General features: G+C 45.5%; 21 protein-coding genes and 1 pseudogene. 13 read left to right on the top strand and 9 right to left on the bottom strand.

Annotation, left to right across the window (positions count from 1 at the left end):
• Nucleotides 1-85 precede the first annotated feature (85 nt).
• The 3 genes and pseudogenes from P3339_RS12040 to P3339_RS12030 all read right to left on the bottom strand — a co-directional run bounded on the left by P3339_RS12040 (nucleotide 86) and on the right by P3339_RS12030 (nucleotide 3702).
• Nucleotides 86-1408, bottom strand: coding sequence for a phenylacetate--CoA ligase family protein (locus tag P3339_RS12040; RefSeq protein ID WP_282950615.1), 1323 nt, complete (start codon nucleotides 1406-1408; stop codon nucleotides 86-88).
• A 19-nt stretch (nucleotides 1409-1427) separates the two neighbouring features.
• Nucleotides 1428-2221: pseudogene (locus P3339_RS12035) on the bottom strand (TauD/TfdA dioxygenase family protein).
• A gap of 59 nt (nucleotides 2222-2280) precedes the next feature.
• Entirely contained in the window at nucleotides 2281-3702 is a 1422-nt protein-coding gene (locus P3339_RS12030; RefSeq protein WP_169337150.1) for an aromatic amino acid ammonia-lyase, read from the bottom strand.
• Nucleotides 3703-3879: 177 nt separating this feature from the next.
• Here P3339_RS12030 and P3339_RS12025 point away from each other — a divergent pair, with 177 nt between their 5' ends.
• Complete coding sequence (locus tag P3339_RS12025; RefSeq protein ID WP_282950614.1) at nucleotides 3880-4752, top strand: LysR family transcriptional regulator; 873 nt, start codon at nucleotides 3880-3882, stop codon at nucleotides 4750-4752.
• Nucleotides 4753-4885: 133 nt separating this feature from the next.
• Here P3339_RS12025 and P3339_RS12020 read toward each other — a convergent pair whose 3' ends face one another.
• The 3 genes from P3339_RS12020 to P3339_RS12010 form a co-directional block, all read right to left on the bottom strand.
• A complete protein-coding gene (locus P3339_RS12020; protein WP_282950613.1) occupies nucleotides 4886-6022 on the bottom strand; it encodes a DUF294 nucleotidyltransferase-like domain-containing protein in 1137 nt (378 codons plus the stop codon).
• Between the two features lie 297 nt (nucleotides 6023-6319).
• On the bottom strand, nucleotides 6320-6478 hold the full coding sequence (locus P3339_RS12015; RefSeq protein ID WP_282950612.1) for a cupin domain-containing protein: 159 nt from the start codon (nucleotides 6476-6478) through the stop codon (nucleotides 6320-6322).
• Between the two features lie 71 nt (nucleotides 6479-6549).
• Nucleotides 6550-7725: a thiolase family protein gene (locus tag P3339_RS12010; RefSeq protein WP_282950611.1), complete on the bottom strand. Its 1176-nt coding sequence runs from the start codon at nucleotides 7723-7725 to the stop codon at nucleotides 6550-6552.
• Nucleotides 7726-8957: 1232 nt separating this feature from the next.
• On the opposite strand from P3339_RS12010, the gene P3339_RS12005 reads away from it, so the two are divergent.
• The 5 genes from P3339_RS12005 (at nucleotide 8958) to P3339_RS11985 (ending at nucleotide 16776) form a co-directional block, all read left to right on the top strand.
• The gene (locus P3339_RS12005) at nucleotides 8958-11444 is read left to right on the top strand and encodes a SpvB/TcaC N-terminal domain-containing protein (RefSeq protein ID WP_282950610.1); all 2487 of its coding nucleotides are present in this window, start codon (nucleotides 8958-8960) and stop codon (nucleotides 11442-11444) included.
• Nucleotides 11384-15517 carry an RHS repeat domain-containing protein gene (locus tag P3339_RS12000; RefSeq protein WP_282950609.1) on the top strand — a complete coding sequence of 1378 codons (4134 nt, stop codon included), beginning with the start codon at nucleotides 11384-11386 and terminating at the stop codon, nucleotides 15515-15517. The genes P3339_RS12005 and P3339_RS12000 overlap by 61 nt, the downstream gene beginning before the upstream one ends.
• Nucleotides 15517-16056, top strand: coding sequence for a hypothetical protein (locus P3339_RS11995; protein WP_282950608.1), 540 nt, complete (start codon nucleotides 15517-15519; stop codon nucleotides 16054-16056). The genes P3339_RS12000 and P3339_RS11995 overlap by 1 nt, the downstream gene beginning before the upstream one ends.
• An 86-nt stretch (nucleotides 16057-16142) precedes the next feature.
• Complete coding sequence (locus P3339_RS11990; RefSeq protein WP_282950607.1) at nucleotides 16143-16457, top strand: hypothetical protein; 315 nt, start codon at nucleotides 16143-16145, stop codon at nucleotides 16455-16457.
• Nucleotides 16450-16776, top strand: a complete 327-nt coding sequence (locus P3339_RS11985; protein ID WP_020415405.1) for a hypothetical protein — start codon at nucleotides 16450-16452, stop codon at nucleotides 16774-16776. The genes P3339_RS11990 and P3339_RS11985 overlap by 8 nt, the downstream gene beginning before the upstream one ends.
• A 367-nt stretch (nucleotides 16777-17143) precedes the next feature.
• Here P3339_RS11985 and P3339_RS11980 read toward each other — a convergent pair whose 3' ends face one another.
• Complete coding sequence (locus tag P3339_RS11980; RefSeq protein WP_282950606.1) at nucleotides 17144-17557, bottom strand: hypothetical protein; 414 nt, start codon at nucleotides 17555-17557, stop codon at nucleotides 17144-17146.
• A 25-nt stretch (nucleotides 17558-17582) separates the two neighbouring features.
• On the opposite strand from P3339_RS11980, the gene P3339_RS11975 reads away from it, so the two are divergent.
• From P3339_RS11975 to P3339_RS11955, 5 genes are all read left to right on the top strand, one after another.
• Nucleotides 17583-17873, top strand: coding sequence for a hypothetical protein (locus tag P3339_RS11975; RefSeq protein ID WP_282950605.1), 291 nt, complete (start codon nucleotides 17583-17585; stop codon nucleotides 17871-17873).
• Nucleotides 17792-18091, top strand: a complete 300-nt coding sequence (locus tag P3339_RS11970) for a hypothetical protein (RefSeq protein WP_282950604.1) — start codon at nucleotides 17792-17794, stop codon at nucleotides 18089-18091. The genes P3339_RS11975 and P3339_RS11970 overlap by 82 nt, the downstream gene beginning before the upstream one ends.
• A 565-nt stretch (nucleotides 18092-18656) precedes the next feature.
• A complete protein-coding gene (locus P3339_RS11965) occupies nucleotides 18657-18863 on the top strand; it encodes a hypothetical protein (protein ID WP_282950603.1) in 207 nt (68 codons plus the stop codon).
• A gap of 579 nt (nucleotides 18864-19442) precedes the next feature.
• Nucleotides 19443-19841 (top strand): hypothetical protein, encoded by a 399-nt coding sequence (locus P3339_RS11960; protein WP_282950602.1) that lies wholly within the window; start codon nucleotides 19443-19445, stop codon nucleotides 19839-19841.
• 375 nt (nucleotides 19842-20216) lie between these two features.
• Nucleotides 20217-20411, top strand: coding sequence for a hypothetical protein (locus tag P3339_RS11955; RefSeq protein WP_282950601.1), 195 nt, complete (start codon nucleotides 20217-20219; stop codon nucleotides 20409-20411).
• A 601-nt stretch (nucleotides 20412-21012) separates the two neighbouring features.
• Here P3339_RS11955 and P3339_RS11950 read toward each other — a convergent pair.
• The gene (locus P3339_RS11950; RefSeq protein WP_282950600.1) at nucleotides 21013-21306 is read right to left on the bottom strand and encodes a hypothetical protein; all 294 of its coding nucleotides are present in this window, start codon (nucleotides 21304-21306) and stop codon (nucleotides 21013-21015) included.
• A gap of 2 nt (nucleotides 21307-21308) precedes the next feature.
• The gene (gene csrA / locus P3339_RS11945; RefSeq protein ID WP_282950599.1) at nucleotides 21309-21488 is read right to left on the bottom strand and encodes a carbon storage regulator CsrA; all 180 of its coding nucleotides are present in this window, start codon (nucleotides 21486-21488) and stop codon (nucleotides 21309-21311) included.
• A gap of 1052 nt (nucleotides 21489-22540) precedes the next feature.
• On the opposite strand from csrA, the gene P3339_RS11940 reads away from it, so the two are divergent.
• Together P3339_RS11940 and P3339_RS11935 are read left to right on the top strand one after the other, a co-directional pair.
• The gene (locus P3339_RS11940; protein WP_282950598.1) at nucleotides 22541-24250 is read left to right on the top strand and encodes an alkaline phosphatase D family protein; all 1710 of its coding nucleotides are present in this window, start codon (nucleotides 22541-22543) and stop codon (nucleotides 24248-24250) included.
• Nucleotides 24251-24498: 248 nt separating this feature from the next.
• Nucleotides 24499-25926, top strand: a complete 1428-nt coding sequence (locus P3339_RS11935) for an aldehyde dehydrogenase family protein (RefSeq protein WP_282950597.1) — start codon at nucleotides 24499-24501, stop codon at nucleotides 25924-25926.
• Nucleotides 25927-26045: the final 119 nt, after the last annotated feature.

The raw sequence follows: 26045 nt of genomic DNA, 5'->3' as shown, positions 1-26045 counted from the left end.
TCGCAATATCAATAGCCTATTTGCTAGCTACCCCTTCACATAGTGAAGGGGTAGCTAGGTGTATGCTCCAGTTCAGTGGGGAAGGCTATCTGCGATCAATGATTTTTTTAACCTTGCCAGCTTTTTTACTGATTTCCCCAGGTTGTAAAATTTCTATATTGATTCTTGAGGCCGTTTCGAGCCCCAGGAAAATCATACGAAGGGTTACATCTGAACTGGTGAGGTTGCTATAAAATAGTCGTGCTAAACGCTCTTTCTCCTGCTGATTGACAGCTTCTCTTGCTTCAATTTCGAAGGTCAAATGATCATGCCCATCGACTTTTTCGATAATGCAGTGATAAAAGGAGCTGAGACCAGCGATAGCAGTGATGGCGTTTTCCAGCGTAATCGGATAGATATTGCCGCCATTGATTGTGAACATATTATCGAGACGCCCCTTGATGGGCCCCAAATAGGTTCCGGGATGGCCACACTCGCAAGGGCCTCTGTGCATCTCCACCAGATCATGTGTGTTATAGCGAATCAGCGGAAGGGCTTCACGCTGCAGAGCGGTTATCACTAATTCCCCAGTGACACCATCTTTACATGGTTCTCCTGTATCGGGGTCAATAACTTCTGCATGAAAGAAATCTTCCCACACATGTAAGTTATGATGCTGGCATTCACTTGCTATTAGCCCAAGCTCAGTATTCGCATACATATTAATCAGCTTGGAGTTGAACAACTGCTCATAGCGAGCCCGAAAGTCTTCAGAGAACAGTTCACCCACCATAAATATATTGCGTATGTTTAAGGATGCCGGTGATATATCTTTCTCCAGGCAGTGGCGTTCCAGCCGAGGTAATAAAGAGGGAAGGCAGACCATATAATCCAGCTGATCCCTTTGCAGGCTCTGAAGCTGATGGTCAATCCCCAGAAATGAATCTGCGGGAATGGTGAGGCCAAATACTTCAGCGGCAGCATGACAAATCATACCACTGGGCCAGGGGCCATAGGTCATTGCACACAAACATTTATCGAATGGTTCAACACCTGCAAATAAGTAGCTGCGCGCTTGAGAGATTACCGCGTTCTCAATATCTTTGCGGGTATAGGGCACTCGCTTGGGAGTGCCGGTGCTGCCTGAGGTGTGGCAATAGCGAACAATATCGTTAAAAGCCATACTCACTGTCGGCATAGGCTTTAAAAACACTTCAGAGCTTATAATCGGCAGTTGGTGTAAATCTGTACAGGTTTGTATTGCCTCTATATCAACATTGTTTTGCGCAAGTAATTCACGATAGTAGTTGGACTTTGCAACAGCCTCACTGAGCAGCTTCTTGATTTGATTATCTTTAAATGCCTGCTGTTCATTTCTAGACCGGCTATTAATGTGCAGAAAATCTGTCAGTAGTTCGTTATAGTTCATAAATACACTAACTATCTATTTATAGATATTTAACTGGTCGTTCTGCAGAGAAATGCACACGGTGTAATTCCCGCCGTTGATTGTAGTCATTTACCGCATAGTGTAAGACCTGGTGATTGTTCCAAAGCACCAGGGTGCCAGGGCGCCATTGCACTCGGCAATTAAATTCCGGTTTTTCGACGTGCTGAAACAGATAATTTAGCAGGCCCAAGCTTTCATCAGCTGTCATACCCTCAAACTGCGAGGTAGTAGTTCGGTTCAGGTAGAGAAAAGGCTTACCAGTTACAGGGTTTTTACAAACTGCTGGGTGTATTGCAGATTTCAACGGCATTAATTTTAGCGCCCGCTCTATACCGGACCCATCCTCATCCGAACTTTCCATTAATTTTGTTAATGGTTGCTTTTTGAGCATTAGTTCTGTGGTGTGTATCACATTGAGAGAGTTAACTACTTGCTGCATTGCAGTTGAAAGACTCTCATAAGCAAGTGTTGAGCTAGTAAAGAGGGTATCACCCCCCTGGGGGGAATATCTATACCATACAAAGCGATACCTTTTACCGGATTCGAATAATAGCCCTGGTCATGATGCCAGATTCCCCCAGTATTTTTCTTTTCACCGGCCTCTTTAATGATTCTAGCAACTTGTGGATACTCCTCTGAGTGACCCTGAAAAAAGAAATAATTTTTTTGAAGTTCCCCAAATAAACTGCAGAAGTTGACAAATGCTTGAGTATCCAGGTCCATATCCCTGATAACCAATAGCTCGTGCTCATGCCATAAGTTTTGCAGTGTTAGCCCTGTGCTTTGGTCCATATCGGCTAGTTCATTCGCTGGAATCTCAATGCCGAAATTGCCTGTTAAATAGTTAAAATTCATAAAATGCTCTCTACCTGGGCTGTTGTAAATTGTGACCAGTTCGCCAATTTTAATGCTTCGGGTAAACCACCTGTTGAGCGCATCATTGCGGCTCTAGCTGAGCAAAAAGTTGCTGCGCGGACAATTTCTCTTAACGTATCCAGCTGGTCGTTGACATTGTTAAGTGCGGCCATTCCACAGGGTACGAGGTCCTGATTGTTACCTTCACAAGAGAAACTCATCTGACGCACGGGTGTTGACCTGGCTTTTATTTCCTGGAACAGAGCTGACGTCAGCTGGTGAATTCCTTTACAGTGGTTGAACGATTCAACACTCAAATTGTCCGGCAGTCCTCCATTTAAGCGATGGTCCATTAAAATCAATATTTGTCGATCAAGCATTTCGGCCAGGCGATGAATAATTTCCTGCATAAATTCAGCAGAAGCCGCCAGCCCAATCGCATAAAAGAGTCCGCCATGCCAGGGGCCAGACTCAAGAATTAGGGGATTGTCGGCAACGGCAAGCGCTTCGGAACGAATTTTGGCTTCGGAGTAATCCAATAAGTCAAGACAGTGCCCCAGTATCTGGGGAGCGCAGCGAACTGAATAACGAGCTTGTAATAGACTTTTCTCACCTTCGACAATATTCGGCGATTGTAAATAGTCATGTCGGAGTTGTGTTAGCAAGTTGCCTGCTCGAGCGTAGCTGGTATGTACCTCTCCATAGTGTAAACCTTCCGAGAAATGTTCATCTCCAGCACCTATGGCCAAGGACATCAGCGCTACAGATTTAAAACAGTCCCTTAATAACTTCCTTAATTGATAATCATGCTCAATAGCCCATGAAGCCATCATGGCATTGGTATTTACCAGGCCAATTACGTCGCGGGGGCCTTTTGGCCCATGCTCAAATAGTGGAGATATGGCATGGGCCATAGAAATTAAGTCACCACTGGCACCCAGGCTGCCTTTTCGGGGGACTCTGGGAAGAGTTTCACTGTTTGCCAGCTTAAGAAGTGCTTGGTAAGTGGAAGGGTGGATACCTGACAGGCCGTGAGCTGTTTTTCGAGCTTGTAGTTTTAACGCGCGCCTGACGACCGATTTGGGTAGCGGAGCACCGATACCAACTTGTAAATATTCCAAGAGGTTGACTTGGGTATTTTTCCATTGGTCTGGGTCTAGGCGATTTCGCTCATTCTCACCATAGCTGGTGTGTAGTCCATAGATAGGGTTGTTAGTATCGCCGATCTGATCTTGTAGTAATGCATAGGAGTGTTTAACTCTGGAAATGTCTTTATCACTCGCGATGATTGGGTTGTGTAGGTATCCCCATTCATACCAAGTCTGCAAAGGAAAAGTTAAAGCCATACTGAAATTAGTTTCAGAGGATACTGCATTACTATTCGCTGCTGAGGGATAGCTGAGAGATGATGTAGACACTCTGGCTCCGGAAATTTTTTGAATAAATAGGAAGCAAAGAAATTAACATGAGTGTAAAAACATGAAAAATAGAAGTCGGCGCTGGTTGCCATAGCCAATATCTATGGCAACCAAGAGTATGTCGATGTAGACTCGACAACTGTTTTTTAAGTTAAGTAGCTAAATAAGTTGCGCTCTATGTTCCCACACGCTGATGAACTTAATTATTTTATTGAGGTTGCAAAAACAAAAAATATATCCAGGGCAGCAGAAAGATTGGGGATTCGGCAGCCTAGTTTGAGTGCTGCTATCAAAAGGCTGGAAAGACAGCTGGGTACTGAAGTAATAATACGGGAAAAAACCGGCGTTCAACTTTCACGTGCGGGTCTCAGGCTATTAAAAAGCGCTCAGCAGCTACTAGATGATTGGGATGAGGTTAAATACTCTGCGCTGCGAGAAAATAAAGAGGCCGTTGGCCACTTCACTATCGGTTGTCACAGCTCCATTTCACTACATATGCTGCCTGATGGTCTGCCTGCTTTTATCGCACAAAACCCAGGTATTGAATTAAGCTTTCAGCATGCACTTTCTCGTGAGATTGTAGAAGCAGTGATCAGTTGGAAAATTGATATCGGTATTGTCGTAAACCCTGTATCTCATCCTGATCTGGTGATCAAGCATCTTTGTCATGATGTGGTGAGTTTTTGGCATAATCCTGAGAAAATTCAATCTAGAGACGTACTGATATATGATCCAGCACTGATGCAGACGGATTGGCTACTGAAAACCATTGCTGGAAGAAATAAATATAAACAATATATAAGGTCTTCTAGTCACGAGCTGATCACAAAAATGACATTAGAAGGAGCTGGCGTTGGTATTATTCCTGGTCGTGTTGCGCAGACACTCGGAAGAAACCAGCTTGAATGGGTGAGTGAAGACCAACCAGGTTTTAAAGATGAAATATGCCTGGTGTATCGACGTGAGATAACACATAGCCTGGGTGCTGAAAAGTTAATTGAAGAATTTAAACTTTCTAATTATAAAAAAACTTCTATTAGGTGTAATTAAAATGAATACACTCAATTCGTAATTTTATTGGTAATATTTTGATGTGTAAGCAGCTGATGATCAATATCCATGAAGTTTGAGTGGTTTTAAATTGCATGTGATCTTGAATTGAAAAAAACATCGAGAATTCTAATTATTTAATTAAGAACGGCTCCGAAAAGGGATTGTAGCGAATGCCATGCGCTCGCCCTTGTGAGGTGGTAAATTCATCAGCCCAGCCAATGATTAGCCTGACGCTATTCGCGGCATCCTCCAGAAGCTCTGACTGTTCCGGGTTCAGCCTTAGCCAGGCACTTTGATCTCTATTGGGTGTTACGTAGGCTGAGAGAACTTTGTCAAACTCCGCACCAGTAACAATATGTGAGGCAACCCTGACCCTCAGTGCTTCTGACATTGCTTTGCGGAAATGGACAGCTCTGGTTGGGTGCAGCTTTCCCATTTCTTCCAGTTTGGAAAGTTGAGCTAGGGAACTGACTTCATCTATATCATAGAACCATGCGAGGCCTTTCAATATGAACTGAGGAGCTCGATAAAACTCTCTTTTAACTCGCTTAATGTCAGAATAGGGGGCTGGCGGTTGGAAATTTTTATCATTAATCGCAACTTCCATAGCTTGCAGCCCCTGCTTTCTCTTCCTTGTTAGAAGCGAATTAGAGCCAAACTCAATAGCTTGCTTACCTAAAACAAATTTAACTTCATCCACTAGTTCTCTATGCAGCTTCGGGTTGCCAAAAGCGTGAGCACATTCTTGAAGTCCGCTAACAATATGTTTCCGGAGGTAACGTTTAGGATCACTTGGGTATTGGTAGTACTCTTCAAGAAGCCCCGTTAGAGCAGCTGCGGTATTGGTTAGGTCAAAAATAACTCGATCTTTTTTAATTAGGCCATCTTTGTTATTCCTTTCCATCCATTTCTTTGTCACCATTCCCAGTGGATTTAACCCGCCAGTACAGAAAACAAAACCTTTTCCCGGGCGCAGTGTTTTTATACGACTGTCATTGATATTATCTAGTCGCTTTTGAACGGCGAGATTAATCTTCCTCCATGTTTCCCTTTGATTTTGGGTAATCTTGGGTATTACGATAAAAGCATCTAAGTCTGATTGAGGGCAAGCCTCGCCTCTCGCACCGGAGCCAGTTATGCAGAAAGAAAAATCGGAAGGGCGGCTATGAATTGTAAATTGATCCTTATATAGCCTTTCGATAAAGCCAACTAATTTCTTTGTCCATGATGACATCATTTGCCATGCTGTTTTTTCGTTGTCAAGCATATCTTTGATGTCAGATCTTTGCCCGTCTAAAAAATCTGCAAGACAAAGTGTGCATGTATTTATTAAAGGGCCACTTAGGGATGGGCCTGGGCATAGCTGGCTACTGTATTTGCAAGACATAGATAACCCTAAGTAAAAGAAAAGACTTTATGAGTAAAATTTGTAAAGATTGGTTTTTAAAGAACCATATTCTTACAAGAACATACTCCCATGGATGAGAACAAACTCTCAACTAGGCGAAATTTGAGAGAGGGATGTACTAAGCCTGATTGAGAACTTACTTTATCGTGGTGTTTTTTAGTTTTTCTCCTGGCCATTCTTAATAACCGTAGTGGGAACTCCCTTTACCCCTGAGTAGAAGATAATAAGGTTAGCAGGCCCATTGCCTTCATTGCGCCCATAGTGCCACTTGTCAGTTACCTCGGCATAAGCCTTAGCCTCACCCAGGGGTTTCAATCTAAAAGGGTAATCTCATTGAAGGCGGGGGTGGTAGTCTGAGTAATCAGTGGAGATTTCTATTAACTTCACTAGCGCTCCAGGTAGGCCGCAGTTGCCATACCTCCTGCAGTACAGACACCAATAACTGCTTTATGCTTATCCCTTCTTCCTAACTCCAATAGTGTGGAACCCAGATAACGGATTCCCGACATTCCATAGGGGTGGCCGAGGGCAATGGCTCCTCCGTTGACATTGGTTATTTCCCACGGAGTATCCAGTTCAGCCTGGTTATAGAGTGTAGTTACGGCAAAGGCTTCATGGAGCTCCCATAAGTCGATATCTGCCATAGCCAGGCTGTGATGCTTCATTAGCTTTTTGATAGCGGGTGCCACAGCAATACTCATTTCCTTTGGTGCAACTGCAGATAGTTGCATGCCGCGGAATAGACCAAGGATTGGTAGATTTCTCTGTGCGGCTAATTCTGCATCCATCATTACCACAGCCGCTGCGCCATCGGAGAGCTGGGAAGCGTTGCCTGCTGTAATTGTGCCGCCTGTGTTCACGGGCTCTAATGCCGTTAGGCCTTCCAGGGTGGTGTCAGGGCGAGGGCCTTCATCTTCACTCAAGGTAACGTGTTTATTACTTGTTTCACCGGTTTCCTTGCTTTTTACCGACATTACCGTCTTGAAAGGAACAATTTCTTCGGCAAATTTCCCTTCCTTGAGTGCCGTAGCCACTCGCTTTTGAGAGTCCACAACGTAGCGGTCCTGGGTCTCACGGCTAATTGAAAACTTATCGGCAACAAAGTCCGCTGTTTGAATCATGGTCCACCAGACAGCGGGAATTTTCTTCTGTAGGGGTTCGTAAACGAAATGATCAAGGTTTAGGTGAAACTGAACCAGACTAATGCTTTCTACGCCACCAGCAATACCAATTTGCATCTCTCCAGCAGCTATTCGGTTTGCTACAACCGAGGCGGCATTCAGCCCGGAACCACAATAGCGGTTGATCGTAATCCCCGGTGCCTGGGTCCCGCAGCCGGCAAATAGTGCGGCATTGCGTGCGATATTGTGCCCGGTGGCCCCCTCAGGTAAACCGCATCCCAGCACTACATCTTCAATCTCGTGAGGATCTAACTGTGCTCTATCAATGGCTTCCCTTATTACATGGGCCGCCATCGGAATACCGTGAGTCTGATTGAGTGCACCACGTCTTGCTTTGGCGATAGCAGTTCTGCAATAGGCGACGACGGCGACATCTTTCATAAGAAGCCTCGGGGTAGTGGGATGAGTTGTATTTAAAGTAGATTAGACAATGAAAAGAGGGCAGTTTTGTTATTTATGCTTGCGGGAATCCCACGAGTGATCATTCCGTCTATGTGTGATTACGCGACTATGGGTCGTCATATGGATTTTAGTCCTACCCTTTCTCAATCGATTTGGTGGAATTTTGCTCATCCTGTTTGATTGAGATCAGTATTGCGAGCTTTATCACGAGCACTGACAGGAGGCTACTCCACTAGTTGCGATATTGTGTGAATCTAGGGCCAACTTCCAGAGTTAACTTTTCCATCAATTAGTGGAAATCCAGCTTAATTGAATATGAGTGCTTTTCAATGAGGCGCATAGCGGAGAGAATCTGGGCCCAAATCTAACCAAGCCCGTCTAAATGTCTGGTATTAGCTGGTAGAGTTTAAGTTTCTTTTAAATTGACTGATATGCAGTTTAAGTAGAATTATATTTAAAGCTTGATTGAGATATTAAATATTCAAAGGGGAATTCATGAATTAAATTTTCACTTTAATCTGTTTGCTGGTTGTCGGTTCAAATGCTACCTCAGAGTCGATATGGTATCGTGGCGAAACTAATAGGATATGGACGTATGGCCAAGGAGATTTTATCGTCACCTTTGTCGGAAACACAGGGCTTAGTGATTGCAGGTATAATTACGCTTATTTTACTTCGGTGGACCTTCAGCCTGAAATGCTTAAAAGTTCTCTATCGGTGGCGCTGTCAGCATATCATACAGGTGAGACGGTCGGTATTGTCATTGATAAGGACCTAAATGATGATGCTTATCATGCGGCAGGCATTGGCCTTAGAAAATATATAATAGATGTAGTAGTCAAGTCTGCATCACAGCATGTTGCAACCAAGCCTAACCGGATACAGAGGTAAGCAGATTTCTCAAATCCAATCTTATTATTGTATGTATCCAACGTGAACTTAATAAATGACATGGGCTCTCACGTCTCTTGCAATACCTCTCCGTAATAAGTAGGGGGTTTCTCGTTAACCTCCTACTTTTTAGGATACAAAAAACTCAGACAGTGTATTTCCCCAACTGAAAGATAGTCACACTTGATAGGTTGCATCGATCTCTTTTGTTTTACTTCTAGTTGCCCTTTATTCGATTTCCTTTAAACTCTCGCATGATTTTCTATTCGACTTGATGTGAATAGAGCTACTTTTAATGTTGCTACTTGGTAGGTAAACGGATGCGCTTCGGGGTTGCTTTATATTTCTTCCTAATATTTCTTGTGAGTGTATCTGGCTATGCATCGGATGCAGCCGCCAATATCTCGGGCCCTACAACTAGCGCTACTGGTAGATACACATTAACTCACACAACCAAAGCCGAATACCTGAAAACTGGAATATTTTTTGCTGGCGGAGGGTCTAGTTACGGGTCTATTCCAGTTGGAAATGGCTCGACGGATATCTATACCAATGATAGTGGGATGTATACCTACAGCGCCCAAGCTGATGGGCCTTGTCTCTTGTATAACCCAACGACCCGTCGCTGTGAAGAGTATGGTGAACCACTTGTATATGGCAGCCATACTGTATATGTCACCATAACCCCAAATAAGCCTGCAAGTATCGGCTTTCAGTCTGATCTTTCCGGGCCAACGGGTTTCATTGATACTGATGGTAAATATACTTTGGTCTGGGGCACATCCAAACAAGACTCCCAAGACCCCTATGTAAGTGGTTATCAGTGGTGTCAAGAGAAAGATGGTGTGTGGCAGGCAGAAAGTTCTTGCCTTACTGTCGAGAATAATCAGCTCTCAATAGATTTTCCAACCACTACGGGTGCAATGCCATCTGGCAACTATAGATACAAAGTCCGAGCATTTGTAAGTGTTGGCCCTTATTATCAATATAGTGATTGGATAGTTTCCGATTCACTTGAGGTTAAACATTACCCTGAGGAACCTTATTGGCAAGAGCCTGGCGGTAATACTCTTCCCAGTACTAACTTTGCTTTAGGCTGGGGTATGGAAGACCCAGACTCCATTGATCACTATGAATTACGGTGGAGTGGGGACGGTATCAATTATTGGGAGATTCCTCTCAATAATGGATTGAATAGCGGAAACCCGGCTAAATTAACCTCCACGGAAGTTGATCTTGCCAATCTTATAAATCCAACAGTGCCTGAGACCCCTGATACTTTAGTACCCATCCTTGTGGATGATATTACAGTTTTTGTTCCAAAAAGTAGGGATGTAGAATACTTGGATTCCTACTGGTTCCAGGTAAGGGGTTGCAATACTTTAGGTTGCGGAAATTGGTCAACAAAGCAGTTGTCTGCGCCTGCAGCACCAGAACCCAAATTCTCATCAGATCTTCCCGACGAATTTTTCAAGACTGATCAAACCATTACCTGGGAGGACGTTGGGGCTAAAAGCTATCGGCTCAGACGTATGAAGAAGGGATGTGTTGAGAGTGAGCCCGGAAATAGCTGCTGGGAAATTGTATATTACACAACTTCCGTTTTTGAGTATTTCGTCGGAGGAGGAACACCGGGCACCTATCTTTATGAGCTAGAGGCTTGTAATGAGTTTGGAAAGTGTAGTTCTGTATCTAGTACCTGGATTAAGGTCCATAACCTCGCAAATGTAGATGGGGATCCGGCGGTGACCACTGAAGTTGTGGATACTCCGGGAAGCTTGGCCTACAGTGCAGATGTCAGTGCAACGGGTAATGCGATAGTTAAGGTTCCCCTGCAAGCCGCCCCCGGTGTTAATGGATTAAAGCCAAACCTCTCTCTACATTACACCAGTGCCCGCTTCCAGAAGCGGATGACTGAAGCTCTACCGGAGGATTTTCTCGGCTATGGCTGGCGCCTGGGTGGTTTAAGTAAAATTCGTCGTTGTACAGTGAATAGGCCAAAGTACACCAAGATTCTTCTTGATGATACGGACTCACTGTGCCTGGATGGGGAGCCTCTGGTACTTGTCAGCGGTAATCACTGGCAAGAGGGAGCACAGTATCGCACATTACGCGATGGCTTCCGCTTAATTGAATTGCAAAAGACTGATAATGGGAAAGTCTGGTTTACGGTCAAGAGTCCTAATGGCTCCACTAGCGAGTACGGAGCTACACAAGACAGTCGCCTCAGAGGTGAGGAAACGACACATTTTGGCTGGACTTTAAACAAGATTACTGATGCGTTCGGCAATACGATGGAGTACAAATACCATCGCGATATTATTGAAGGCATTAACTACCCATTAGAAATTACCTACGGTAACCAGGGCGATGCAAAAATAGAGTTCCAGTACGGAACCCGAACAGATGCACCACCAGTTCCATTACAGGAGATTCCTCAAAAACAGCTGGTGCTGTTACACCATATCCGTGTGCATCTGGATGGTGTACTGCAGCGGGAATACAAGCTGATTTCAGAAGAAGAGCTTGCTGGAGAGCATTTCCGCCGCTTAAAGCAAGTGCAGTTATGCGCTTATAGTGAAGATGGTGATCGTCAGTGTTTAAAACCACTGGATTTCAAATGGGCCTTTGATGACTTGGCCCACTATGAAGACTTTGAAACTGGTATTGAACGCATTACTAACGGCCTTGATGCTCAAACTGAGTTTACCCTAAAAGAATTTCCTCTAGTGCAGGGGAAAGAACAGTGGCTCCTTTTAACGAAGGTTCAGCCCTATTTGGCCCTGACGGCTCTATTCCTGATGTAAGTCCAGTTACACCTAATGAGGATGAAAACTACCGTACCGTCGTTACCGAGGTAAAGCGCTCTAATGGTCATAACGGGGGTTGGCATACTACTGAGTATGCTTACCAAGGCTACGGTCTGAGTAGTGACAAAGGTTGGGGTTTTCTTGGTTATAGGGCTCAACGAATTTACGACACTGCGGCTGATATTGTTACTTACCGTCAGTACCGACAGGACTTCCCTTTCTTTGGAAAAATTGCACGCCAAATCCAGTATAAGACGGACTATCAGTTTGGTGAGATGCTGACCAATCAGCGCTTTAGTTACGATGCACTGGAGTTGAATTCTGGGGGTAATACTACTTACTTCCCTTATATCGCACAGAGAATCGATACCCTGCTGGAAGGTGATCAGCCACCGCTTGGATATGTGGTGAGTGACAGCGTTCCACAAGCCATGTCTTATGGTAATGCTGGCGACTTGTTGAGCGGAGCTGTAAATACGACTCGGGTGATCGAAACTACCCAAATCAATGATAGCCAGAGTATTTGGGGAGAGGCTCTGCCGATTTCGCAATACGGCAATGTCCGCCGCAGTGTAGAGAGCACTACCGTACTGGATAACCGTGTTAACGGAAGTTGGTTGATAGGTTTCCCCAGTGCCAAAGAGCAACGTTATTTTAGTGGGGATACCTCTGGTACTCCCGACCAGCAATCCAGCAGCAGTATGACACCCTATGGTAATACCAATAGGGTGAAAACGGCAGTCCAATACCCCGGCGATGCTAAATATCAGATGGAGGTGACTTATACCTACGATACTTACGGCAATGTGGCCAGTGAAAGCGCCAAAGGTAATGTAGATGCATCTACTAACAATGTGGGCACACAAACCCGCAGTACTTCAGTAGTTGGCGACTTCCTTGATGGTCGCTATGCCACCAAACTGACCAATGCACTGCAGCACACGATTGAATTGAAGTATGACCCACGTTTTGGCAGCGTAAGCAAGATAACAGACCACAATGACCAGTCTACAAGGATTCAGTACGACCCCTTTGGTCGTGAGTCTTCGCGCACCAATACTGATAGGCTGAATACAGACAAGGTTAAGTTCGACAGCAAATACGACTTTTGCCATGGCAACTGTCCCGTAGTGAGCGAAGTGCAAGCGTCTTACTACGTGGAGACAACTTCGGACATTACCCCTGTAACAAAATATTACTATGATCAACTGGGCCGCTTGATACAGCAGGATACCAAGGCCTTTTCCGGTGACTTCGTATCTCGCCGTGCAATTACGTATGACCCCCTAGGGCGTATGGATACTGAAACAGCCCCTTTCTTGGCTCCAGCTGAGGGAGGCTTTAGTGGAAGTAAGCCGATCACTCGTTACGAGTACGACCTGCGTAATCGCCTCGATTATATACACAAGGCCGGTGGCGGCAGCGTAGATATAAACTACAGCGTCGTTAATGGCAGCAGTGGCAAAGAGGTTAAAGTTGAAGTCACTGAATCAGTGGTTGGAAACAGCGGTACAAATACACAGGTGCAAGAGAGCTATTATGACCTCACCGGCGATCTGGCCCGTACTGTAGACGATGCCACCGGCACTGCCGTAACCACCGACTACACCTACTATGGCAGCGGTCTACCAAAAACTGTGCTGGTTAGCGGAGATACCCACGATATCGAGTCTAGCTTTGTATTTGACTATGCTGGCTTCCGTACCAGTCTCACCGATCCCAACATGGGCACAGTAACCAGTCGATATAATGCCTTTGGTGAGCTTGACCAGCAATCAGACAATAAGAATCAGAGCATTACCTATTTGTACGATAAGCTCGGTCGCTTGCTGGAACAGCGAGATGATGACGGCTTGGCTAAGTGGGATTACGATGCTACTAATTCGGTAGGTAGCTTGGCGAGCCGCAGTTATACCGAAAATGGCTCTCAGGTGTTTTTTGAGTCCTACACCTACAGGTATTCAGATGGCGAGCTGGATACTATCAATACTCAGCTGTTGGCTGGGGGAGTAAGCCGCAGCTACCAGCATCAATACGGCTACGATAGTTATGGCCGTATGAATAAAATGGTTTACCCCGGCGGGGTTGAAGCCCATTACCATTATAATGATCGCGGCTATGTACAGAGCCTCAGTAGAGATGCTGCCGGCAACAACCCCCTGCAAGCCTTTGACAGCATCAACGCCTGGGGACAGGTAGAGCGGGAGAGCTACGGCAACGGTCTGGTTACTAACCGCACTTACAATCCTAATACTGGGCGCTTGGAAACCATTAAAACCGGTGGCGGACAGGTTCAAAACAACGAGTACCGCTGGCGCACCAATGGCACCCTGGAAAGTCGCCTCAGTTACAGTGCCTCCCAGGCACTGCAGAAGCAGGAAGACTTTAGCTACGACGGCCTCAATCGCCTGCGCTACGCTACGATGCAAGTCGGTGGCGATCGCCAGCTCAGTACCCAGTACGATAAGCTGGGCAATATTCTGTCCAAGACCTCCAGTGTCAGTAACGACACCCAGGTAAGCGGCTACCAATACGGCGAGTTCGGCAATGCCGGCCCCAATGCGGTCAGTAGTGTCACCATTAATGACGTCTCCCACAGCCTGCACTACGATGCCAACGGCGCTATTGAACGCTATGATGCCGCCAGCGGCGACGACAAATGGATTAGCTGGAACGCACGGCAACTGCCCACGGAAATTGTGCTGGGCAGCAGCCAAAGTGATAGCACACCCACCGCCAGAGACCGCTTCCGCTATGGACCGGATGGCCAGCGCTTCTATCGCGAAAGCAGCTGGATGGAAGATGGCCAGCTCAAAACCGAGAAGGCCTTTATTGTGGGCAGCTATGAGGAGCAAATCCCCGCAGATGCCAGCATTCTCGCCATTGAAAAAACCACACTGGCTGGCAGTGTTCAACATATCGCCATTACGGATCTCACCGGCACCAGTGGAGAATATCAATACCTGCACCGGGACCACCTGGGCTCCATTGAGAAAATCACCGATGAAGCCGGTCTGGAGATCTTAAATCTCGCCTTTAACCCGGACGGCAGCCGCCGCCAGGGAGACTGGAGTGGGGACCTGAATCAGCAGCAACTCCAGGAGCTGCTGGCAATACAGGGCCTCACCACCAAGCGCGGCTATACCGGCCACGAGCATCTGGACAGAACCGGCCTGATCCATATGAATGGGCGTATCTACGACCCCACACTGGGCCGCTTTCTCAGCCCTGACCCACTTGTGCAGGCACCGACCTATAGCCAGAGCTGGAACCGCTATAGTTATGTGTTTAATAATCCATTGAGTTTTACCGATCCCAGTGGCTATGCGGCAAGCGAGCAGGATGAGAGGCCTAAAGTAGTTGATGAGCCAAATGATTCTTCAGGGCAGGGGTCGCAACCACCTGCACCTATACCTGAGGTTACAACATATGGTGATCCCTCAAGTAGCCCTACGGATCTTATTATTCCGTATGTGTTTGATAGTAATGGAAGATTAGTATTGGCTAATCCGTTTAATAGATTAGGTGGCCTGCCATCATCATTTCTGGAAGATGATGTTGAGGAAGAGCAAGAGGAAAGGGAGCAGGATGATTCTGAATGTACTCAAAATGGCGGTTGTGTTTCTGTTACGGTTGATAAAAATGGCCATAATGCACAAAAGGGAGATGGGTTCTTTAAAGGGCTATGGAAAAAGGCAACCGGTTGGCATTTTGAAGGGCGTGATACTCGCAACGGCAATTTACCCTCTTATGGACAAGCTACAGGCCAAGGCTCCGAGTGGACGTTACTTTCTCCAGAGCAATCTATTTTTCACGATAACAGTGTGGGTAAGCCGGAATTGAAGTTTATTCATCCAGATGGCCGTGAAGCTGTTTTTAACGGTGATACGTTAAATTTGGTGACTGATCCAAAATATGTTGGCACGTATAATTATGTAAATCCTGCTCCCGTCCCTGATAAGTGGTATGACGTAGGTGGGTGGAGTGTATATGCTGGCAAAGGTTTGGGGCACCTTGTTTTAGATGTTGCTCCATATGCTGCGGGTGGCAACGTAAGGGGAGAAAATTAGTGTATATCAGTGCAAAAATAGTGTTTGGAGTCGTTCTGTTGGCACTGGCCATTTTTGGATTGTCAGCTTGTAAGACAGCAAAAATTATTAAGTACGAACATGAACAGTCAGTAGAATTTTATAAGAACTTTGACTTTGGAGCTGGCGCCCTAAATGATTTCAAAGTTGATGATATTTTGCTTGTCGTTGATATAAATAAGGCGACCCACAGCAGCTATGTGGTCTGGCTAGGTTTATATTCGGACAAGGCTGGAAAATCTATAAATATTGAGCGCGCTGTGATTGTTGGTGATGGTTGGGAAAAGAGCCAAAAATTTAACCGAGAATTGGTTTTAGAGACCCATGTTCCAGATCACGAACTGTTTGAGTTTGATAAAGGCTTGAAGCTTTTTGAAGTGGGCGAGAGTGACTTGAAGTCGGTTGTAAATACTGGCGGAGAGCTGTCTTTAACTGTTTTCTATGATGCTGGTAGTGGTACTGAAAGTACAACTTTTATTATCAAGAAAAAAGTTGAAAAGCAGGCAGTCTTTTCAACTTAGGTGCACAAAAGGGGAATAAGGATGACTCTGACCTGAAATTTACTAATGGGCTGCAAGCCGGAGCAAAGGTTGGCCTTACGAAATTGTTGGGGGCCAAGATTGATCTTGATGTTGCCTCAAAAGAAATTAGTGTAATTACAGGTAAAGAGTATGCAAATCAGAGTTTTGCTATCTCAGTAGATATTGCTGGATTTTCACTGGGGCTCGATGCGTCTAGAAATCAAGAGTTTTCAACGTTCGTTTACGGAAATGACAGTGTGATGAGCATTTTGTCAGGTAAACCTTTTGAGTTTAAACCGGTGTTCTCTACGCCTTGGAATGTGTCTTCAAAAGAGTTTTGGAAGTTAGAGTTTGGGGCTTCAGCAGTGCTTGGACTTGAAGGAACTTTAGACTTTGAATAGTGATAATTCTGGATTTGTAATGAAAAAGAATTTTGCAATTGTTTCATTGGCGTTGTTTGTTTTTACGCTATTAAGATTTTCCTTTTCTGGGTATGTGTCTTTTCAGTTCTCTAATTTGATGTTGTTTGATCAACTTCTATTGGTTGCTGGGATTTTAGGTGCGTTTTCTTTTTGGTTTTTAATTCTTGCTGACTTTTTTGACAATACAGAGATAAAGCATAAATTTGTTTGGGGTTTTTGTTTGATATTCTTCTCCTGGGTGGCTTCGCTTATTTATTTCTTCAAGTATTTTTTGCCCAAAAATAACCGTAATGCCTAGTTTGACCAATATTTTATTTGCTGGTTGTGATTACATTTTGTGCAGCTCCATTGCTCGCTGACCTTTTTAGGTCCCTGATAGAGTGAGAGGGTGATTCTTTTTGATAAGTTTTTCCCTGTAGGATCACTAATTCTAGAGAGCGCTAATCGGCCCCTGCAGAGGGGGCATCTTCTTTTTTGTACTCTCTGATTAAGCGGACGGCGGGAATGTAGCTAGCTAAGGCTAGAATTAAGATAAAGAGAGCTTGTTTCATTCTGCTGTCTCTTGATGCTCACGAGTGAAGAAGGTTGCGGCGGTTCATGATTGTGGTCAGAGCCAATCTTAATCACCTATGCGGTAAGAAAAGTAGAGCGCTAACTATCAGTAGTTAGCGCTCTAATGGCCGCATGGCATGTTCCACCTGACGCTGAGCGATAATCGCATCGATCACCCGAATCACCGTGTCCTTGTCTTGATCATCAAAAGTCTCCAGCAGCTTGAAGCGCTTAAATAGCACTTCGTTGCGGATGGGGCTTTCCTCCATCGGCTGGCCCATTACCAGATAGTCCAGCGACACCTCAAAAATGTCCGCCAGCTGGATCAGCTTCTCCAAAGGCCGCGGCAAGCCGCGAAAACGCTTTACCTTGAGACCGTGCCAACCCCAACCCCCGTGTCTGCTGTGTGTCTCCTCAGCATAACCCCGTGCTCGCCCCCTCAAGGCCAAGCCGCTGTGCGGTGCTCCGCAAACAACGCTACGCAGCCTTGACCGGCCTGCGCGCAGGGTTCTGCACGTTCGCCACACAACATCCACTCAAGGAGGCATGGCCATGCCATCGCAAAAAGAGATCCAAGAACAAATAAACCAACTGTCGTATCCACTCGACAAAATCCTCAACACCGCCAACAACCTGCTCAAAACCGGCACCACCGGTGCCAGCACCAGCGAACAGATCGCCGCTGCGTTCGTACTGGAGCGCATGGAATACCTACCGCAAGGCTGGAGCGTTATCGAAGCCTGGGAGCGGCTTGATACCGAATGGCAGTACTACGTGAAGCTGCTGCAACAGGAATGCCGGCACCTGATCGAAGCCATCGAAGAAGCCGCACCACCGTTCTAGCCAAGCACCAAGAGGGGCAAACACCCCTCGGCTTTAGCCGCCTGTCGGCGGTCAGGCGCTGCCGCGCCTGCGCGGCTAACCAGAAGGGGCCGTTGCCTCTGGAAAAACATCCAGCTAAGGTAAAACCCGCGTCGGGGCAAAAAAATGGTGAGGAGCCAGTGGCGCCGGCAAAAATGGTTTTTAACTCGTTGATTGCGCTGGGAAAAATGGAAAGTTAAGGTACGACTGGCCTCGGGGTGATGTCTTTGCACGAAAGAATGGGGTTTCTAGAGAGTGGGCGAAAAAAGAGCTGGCTTTAATACATTCATGGCTAGAAAGGAATTATGGAAAATTTCCTAATACGAGAAATATCCTTGTAAGAATTAACTCATCAGCTGATATGGCGTTACCACCAAATATCATTATTCTTGAGTTGAATCTCACCGAGAAGATATTCCAGGATTTAGCATTTCATGAGAAGCTTCATGTTTACATCTTTGAAGAAATGGGGGCGAGTACCTATTTACTATCATCAAATGTAGATCAAATCCATAGTTGGATCACTAATACCGCAGCGCAGTTAGGAATGCATTATCGTGGAACGACTGTTAGAGGAGCGACCATGCCAGATCTAAACTCCTATCCAAAGCCTGAATTTAGTTATTTCCCCGAGGATTAGTAAATGCTGATCGGCATAAAAAAATTTCCATATGCATATTTTTTATCGTTATTTTTATATCGCTCTTGTTTTTCTATTTTTCTGATCCAGTTGATGAGGTGGTTGAGGCTAGTGTAAGAAATGATTTGAAGAGACTCAAGGAAGCAACGTTTCAATTCAAAAAAGACAAGGGGTCATTTCCTCAAAATTTAGAGCAGTTGAAGCCCTATTTTAATATTATGCCCAGTGACCCCTGGGGAGATACATATATATATGCAGTTGGTGATGGCTGGGTAGAAATAGAATGCTGCAAAACACAGAAAATACTGGTGGAAAGATTTGAGTCAAAGTAAAAATCATGATGTGATTTTCTACTACTCTTTCGCTATGACAACATAGATTGCTCTCAACAGTCTGATTTTACTGTTGTACAAAAGGGGCGAGCTCTAGGAAGTTATTTACCAGGAACCGAAGCGGGTGATAGAGCTGCGAGGTATTGGGCCGACCGCTTAGTTGCTGCTGGGGGAGGGTTTAGAGACGATCCAATTGCATCTGCGGGGCTATTTTTATCGGTACTTTGGACCGGTGAGACTGCAACAAATACAGCCATTACACTAGGTGCGGAGGGTTTTGGCGCAGTTTCATATTTTGCTAGATTAGGCTATTTTCGGTACGTTGGCCCTAATTCTAATCCGGCAAGTAAATGGCTTTTAGTGAGTACTAGTAGCAAACCTCCCTATGCTAGCATGAGTGCTGCAAAGCAAGCTTTACAATTACCTTCTATGCCTACTGCGTATCAAACTGTAAAAGTACCCTTTTGGAAACCAGTTGTTGGGCCTAGATCTGTTTGGCGAAATCCTCAATGGGGTACTGGTGGCGGAAAAGAGTGGTATCAGGGATGGCGCTTTCCGGACTAAGTAAGGAATTTAAGTGTGAAATATAATGCTGGGGCCTCTTATCTAAAAGAAATCGAATGGGATTCTATTTCGATTTATTTAGAGCCTTTTATTAATGATTTAATAGGGGTGTCTAAAGAGCAATCTCTTAAGTTTGAGCATGGAAAAAGGTGGCCCTATTTAGAGATGTCAAGAGAAAGAAGGGGTGTGGTAGAGTCTTTTAAATTTTCTTTGAATAGTAATTACCTTGAGGATAAGAAAATTTTCTTTGAATTTTTTTATAATAAATTTTCCAAAAAAATATTTGGCGAAGTTTCTGTTGAAAAAACAGAAATTTTAGATGTCTATAGCTTGCAAGAAATGAATGATTATAAGTCTGTATTAAATGATATCAAAAATAATTTGGGTAAAGTTTTGCTGGGAGCATCAAAATAAGAATGATCTAAGTACTGTAAATTCAAAGCCCCAATAGATAGATCTGTGGAGGCTTTTTTTAACAACATACTTACTCTGCGGTTATCCCCTCCATCACCTGATCGAAGCCATCGAAGAAGCGGCGCCACTATTCTAGCCAGCCACCAAAAGGGGCAAACGCCCCTCGGCTCTAGCCGCCTGTCGGCGGTCAGGCGCTGGTGCGCCTAAACAGAAGGGGCCGTTGCCTCAGGAAAAACATCCGGCTAAGGTAAAACCCGCGTCAGGGCAAAAAAATGTTGAAGAGCTAATGGCGCCGGGAAAAATGGTTGTTAACTCGTTGATTGCGCTAGGGAAAATGGAAAGTTAAGGTACGACTGGCCTCGGGGTGATGTCAATGTGGGTATCAGTGGCGATATTCCTGGAGTAGGGAAAGCTTCTGCTGATGCAGCTATTGGAGCTGTTGCGTTTATGGGTAGTCCTCCAGGGTGGATTGACGGTGCTAGTTATTTTATTTTTGATACAATAGTCGGTATTGAGTCTTTAAGTAAGCCTCTAACTGATGCAATGTGCTCAACCTCCGGTAACTGTTAGGTTTCCATGATTTTTTTAAAGAAAATATACATCGATTTATTTTTGGCGTGCTATATATCAATCGCTAAAAAGAGTCCACACGATGAGCATAATAAAGTAAACGCTATTTGCTTTATGTCATTTTTATTGAGTCTAAATATTTCGTGTATACCAGCGCTCATGTCTATGTTATTTGAAATAAACGTAGCTAGTATATATTCGATTTGGACTGCTCCTGCAATAGTGATAGCGTTTACTGTAATGCTGTTTAACTTTGTGTGTATACGTTTTTTGAGAAATGATATCCAAGAGAGCTTAAGGGCGGCCTCTGTTGAGTTAGGTGATAAAAACAAGGTTTTTGTAAAGTATGTGGCTTTTTCGGTACTATTGCCTACTGCCTTGGCGATTTATTTTTTTCTAGCTCAACAAGACTGGTAAATTCAGGACACCCATAAATTGAGGGGAAGGTGCTATCTGAGACGATGGTGCCACCTTGGAGGCTGCTTCTTCTTGGATTGATACTAAGACGTAGTGCAAGGGGCAAGAAGCAGGTTTTGGAATTGAAAATTGGGGTTTTAGATAAAAACCAAGAGGAATGCAGGTAGCTAGGAAGGGGGCAGAATCAGCAGGGCGTGGCAGAAAGGAAACGCTGGCAATCGCCGATGCCGTGTACCCAGCATTTATTAAGCCGGGTACAGGCTTGTAGTACTGCTTCCACTGATCTCACCAAGCCTTTAAAGCGGCTTTCAAAATTTCGGCTGAGATAGAGCCAGTGTTTGGGTGAAATACCCAGCCGCTCAAGGATAGGAGGTGTGTTTTCGGCAATACACCCTCGCTTCCTGGGGTCAAAGTGTCGACCGCTCCAATCCACTAACGCCAGATAGTGACCCAGCTGAAAGGGCAACCCTTTGGGCATATTCAGTTATCCGCCTCCTGCGCCTTTTTAATGCGCCGATAAATCTCTTCACGGTGAACAGGTAGGGATTTAGGGGCGTTTATTCCTATCTTTACTTGATTCCCCTTAACTTCCAATACTGTGACCGAGACATTTGCTCCAATCCTTAAATTTTCTCCAGTGCGGCGCTTTAAAATCAACATGCTCATTTCCTATTGATACTTAAACAAGGGGTGGTCTTTCTGCGGTGGGAAAGATTGGGAAGTAACGTCTGAAGGAAATGAGAGGAGGTGCACGAGAACGGTAGGCGTAGAAGAAGAAAAGGCGGGCGCAACGCTCCCAGAGCTTGAGGACACACTCCAAGCTGCTGAATCTACTCGACTTTATTGAAGACGAGCGGGTTTCTAGCGTATTATCCATTGAGCCATTTTGATACTTGCTTATCAATTTGGTTAGCTGGCCCCAGGTGTGTCCGCACCTTGGGTCAGCGCCTTTTACTTACTCTTATGTCACGCTACCGTTCTCCTTGGAGAGATGGGTTTTTAGAAAGCTCTTGGGTTTCTTGATCTTTCGGTCGCTAGCCTATAAGGGCTTACTCAATTACGGCCAAAATATCGATAAATATCTGTCAATTCTACGCAGCTTTGACATTAAAACAATCTTAATAAAATCCAATAAGATAATTTTCGCGCCTATATTTGTTGCGCTGTCGTTTAGAATAAATTTTATTTCCCTCTAAAAATTGCGGGCTAAATTGGCTCTTTTCCCTAGCTCCCAGGCTTGAGCTCAATAAAGAAAACATCAGTAATACAGCGGCTTGAAACTGTTTCCTTATGTATATAGAAAGCGTTTGATTGGCTTTGGAGATACGGCCTTCTGAGTAATAACACGCTTAAAATTTATGAGCATACTCTTCAAGGAAGTATCTCAAATCTAATAATATTGATCGATTTTCCTGGAGTTATATAAGAAAACTATTTGTTTTCTCCACGGATTAAAGTACTTGTTTCCTTTCTGGGAATACCTGTCGTTACCGCATAGCTAATGTTAGTGACTGTTTAAGAGGTTTAGTATCTGTAAGCGATTTTCAATTGAGGCAAACAAATTGACATTACTGTCATTTTATTATTTTCATCTTCAATAATCCGTTTGCCCGGACTTTATAGGCCGTCAAATCTTCTTTGTTGGTACGTTCTTCTATAGAATCCGCCCCCTTTCACATTTTGCAACTCATAACTAACAGGAAGTGGGGTTTATGACTGTCTCTCGTCGTACGTTTGTTCAAGGTATGGGGCTTGCACTGCTGACGCCGTTTACCGTTCGCTCTTTGGCTGCCAGCAGCAGTGAAACTTATGCGCGTTTTAATCTCGGTAGTAGCCCATTCAATTCTGAAATCGACAATGACGGCCTTGTCTTTGATCTATCCGTTGCCTCTGGAGATCCTAGCCAAACTGGTGTTGTACTTTGGACTCATATCAATCCGGCAGCGTACGTATCTGGCCAAACTCTCTATATTGACGTGGCATTAGATGAAGGGTTTACCCAGCCGGTTCTAAGTGCTGAGGTCAGTGCCGATGACATCACCGCCGATCGTGATTACACGGTGAATATTGACCTGGAAGGTTACTTATCACCCAACCAGCGATATTACTACCGCTTTAAGTACGGCAACCTTTGCAGCCGTACTGGTCGTTGCCACACGTTGCCAACTGGCAGCCTGGAAAGTATCAAGATGGCAGTGGTGACCTGCCAGGATTACACCACCGGTTATTACAACGCCTACAGCCACTTGGCGGATGAGGATGTCCACTGCGTGTTGCACCTGGGTGACTTTATCTATGAGTATGCGGAGTATGAAGGCTTCGAAGATTCTATTGTTCACTCCTTAGCCTTGCCTTCCGGTGGATCAGTGGCGATGAACCTGGAAGATTACCGCCATATCTATAAGGAATACCGTAAAGACAAGAACCTGCAGCGCGCAATGGAAATGCACTCGTTCATCATCACCTGGGATGATCACGAAACTGCGGATAATGCCTACTGGGACTACGACCGCGATACCCTGGGCGTACCATCTCACCCATACCAAACCGGGAATAATAACCCGGATCAGTTGCGCCAACTTCGCCGCGATGCCCAACAGGCCTGGATTGAGTATGTGCCTGCGCGGGTAAAAGTGAATGAGGCAGCCAGCCACGCTTTTGATTACCTGCAGATTTACCGCTCTTTCCAGTTTGGTGATCTGGTCGATCTCTATATGACCGACAGCCGTACCTATCGCACCAAAGAGCCTTGCAAGGACGGCACCGCCTGGGAAAATTACTGGTGCACCGACTATGAAAATGAATCCCAAACCATGCTTGGGAAAACACAGCGCGATTGGCTTATTGATGGCATAGTGAATTCATCTGCACGCTGGAAAGTTTGGGGCAACCAGACCTTGCTGGCGCAACTTGCCGGTACTGCATTGGGTCGTCCCCTGGTGTTTGCCAATTACGATGCCTGGGATGGGTACCAGTGGGAGCGCGAGAAAATTCTCTCCAGCATCAAAGACAGCAGTATCGATAACTTTGTTGTGCTGACTGGCGATCTGCATTCCAGTATTACTTCGTATTTGAAAGTGAACTTCAATAATATCAACAACTGGAATTACGATAACCTGGTAGGTGTTGAGTTGATGACTCCCTCCATCTCCTCGCCAAACATGAACGATACGGTGGAGAAGGGCATTGATGTAGGTAGTGTGTTTACCTCCTTACTCAACGGCGGAGTGCAGCTAAACAACCCACATATCAAGGACTTCGTCAGTAACATCTATGGCTATGCGGTAATTGAGTTCAACCACAGTGAGCTGAACTGGACTGTTTATGACATTGATAAAAAGTCTGACAACCCGGCTGCCACAAAGAAAATTTACAAAGAGTTCAATTATGAGCCTGTGGGAATGTGGTTGACTGAAAAGTAACTCTTTCTCTCTAAAGCTTCTTTCCAGAATCACCACTCTTAAGAAGAGTGGTGATTCATTGATATTTACTTCTCATTAGTCCCCCTGCAATTGCCTTTCTTTTGTCGCTTCTAACCTTAACTTGCTATCTCACTGATAAGCATATCTTGGTTGATTAATGGTCGGCCGTAACCTATACACTCGGGAAGCTTATCGCCGGCACTCAGAATGCCTGCCAATCCAAAGCCACCGCTTAAAAGGAAATGATCGTGCTGCAAAAGGCATACCCTTACTATCTAGCTAATGAAGCCGTATTCGCCAATGAGGATCTAGAGGTCACCGATAAGTATTCAGGTGAGGTGGCAACCCGTGTAGCTATGGCGGATGCGAGAACTATAGACAGTGCGATCGATTGGGCGCTTCTAGCTGAGAAGCCTATGGCAAAGCTAGCTCCCTATCGCCGCCAGGAGGTACTTAATCACTGTGTTCAGCGCTTTCATGAGCGTTTCGAGGAACTGGCGGAGTCATTGTGCATTGAGGCTGGCAAGCCAATTCATGACTCCCGCGGAGAAGTTACGCGCTTGATCGACACTTTTCGGGTTGCCGCCGAAGAAACCGTACGTATCAATGGTGAGATTATCAATCTGGAGATTTCCAAGAACACCAGGGGCTACCGTGGTTTTGTCAAACGTGTACCGGTGGGCGCGTGCTCCTTTATCTCTCCTTTTAACTTCCCACTCAATCTGGCGGCCCATAAGGTGGCACCGGCCATTGCCTCGGGTTGCCCCTTTGTATTGAAACCGGCGAGCCGAACACCGATAGGCGCACTGATAATCGCAGAAATCCTGGCCGAGACCGACCTGCCCAAAGGGGCTTTTTCTGTGCTGCCCTGCCACCGGGAAGGTGCAGACCTCTTTACCGTGGATGACCGCTTCAAGCTGCTCAGTTTTACAGGTTCGCCCGCTGTGGGCTGGGACCTAAAGGCCAGGGCAGGGCGTAAGAAGGTGGTATTGGAACTGGGTGGCAATGCCGCTTGTGTTATCGATGAAAATACAGACTTAGATGACGCTTTGCAGCGTCTGATCTTTGGTGCCTTCTATCAATCTGGGCAGAGTTGTATTGGCGTACAGCGTATCTATGGGCATAAAAGCCTGTATGAAGAGCTGAAACAGCGCTTAGTGGAGAAGACGCAAAAGCTTAAGAAGGGGGATCCGAAAGACGAAGGGACTTTTATTGGTCCGATGATCTCCGAGGGGGAGGCAAAGAGACTGCACGGATGGGTTGAAGAAGCAATTAATGACGGAGCCACACTTCTGTGTGGCGGTAGCCGTGATGGCGCCATGCTCGATCCAACTCTATTGGAAGGTGTGCCTCACGAATGCTCAATAGTCCAACAGGAAGCCTTTGGCCCTGTAGCAGTACTGGAGCCCTTTGATGATTTCGATGAGGTCCTTGAACGAGTCAACGATAGTGCCTTTGGTTTGCAGGCGGGGATCTTCACCAAAGACTTATATCGAGCACAGAAGGCCTGGGATACCTTGGAAGTAGGGGGCGTTGTTATTGGTGATGTGCCCAGCTGGCGTGTGGACAACATGCCTTATGGCGGGGTAAAGGACTCAGGCCTTGGCCGTGAGGGTGTACGTTGGGCAATCGCCGATATGACAGAAGAGCGCTTGATGGTGGTGCGAACGCCTTAAGAGGGCTCAAACCTGTTAACTTTGCGATTCTGAATTTTGAAGATTGTATATAACCGGGTTTCTCCTTGTAAAAACATTCCCTGAGTGCCTTTGTGCTTCGATAAATACGTTGCTATTGA

The sequence above is a fragment of the Microbulbifer sp. MLAF003 genome (assembly GCF_030012965.1).
In the GTDB taxonomy this organism is placed as follows: domain Bacteria; phylum Pseudomonadota; class Gammaproteobacteria; order Pseudomonadales; family Cellvibrionaceae; genus Microbulbifer; species Microbulbifer variabilis.
Note: the sequence above shows the minus strand (reverse complement) of the source record. Positions and strands in the feature narration are given on the sequence as shown.